Source organism: Bacillus sp. 522_BSPC, from assembly GCF_001076885.1.
GTDB lineage: Bacteria > Bacillota > Bacilli > Bacillales > Cytobacillaceae > Niallia > Niallia hominis.
In genome coordinates, this window is the sequence record NZ_JVDT01000189.1 from 1 (window position 1) to 204 (window position 204).

Below are 204 nucleotides of genomic sequence, written 5' to 3' on the forward strand. Positions count from 1 at the left end.
GTAGAAAAGGATTATCCGGTATTAGCTCCGGTTTCCCGAAGTTATCCCAGTCTTACAGGCAGGTTGCCCACGTGTTACTCACCCGTCCGCCGCTAACTTTAAAAGCAAGCTTTTAAAGTCCGCTCGACTTGCATGTATTAGGCACGCCGCCAGCGTTCGTCCTGAGCCAGGATCAAACTCTCCAATAAAGAGTTGATTAGCTCA

General features: G+C 49.0%; 1 rRNA gene. It reads right to left on the minus strand.

The features are described from left to right. A 16S ribosomal RNA gene (locus ADJ83_RS26940) occupies positions 1-188 on the minus strand; the annotation flags it as partial. Between the last annotated feature and the right edge of the window lie 16 nt (positions 189-204).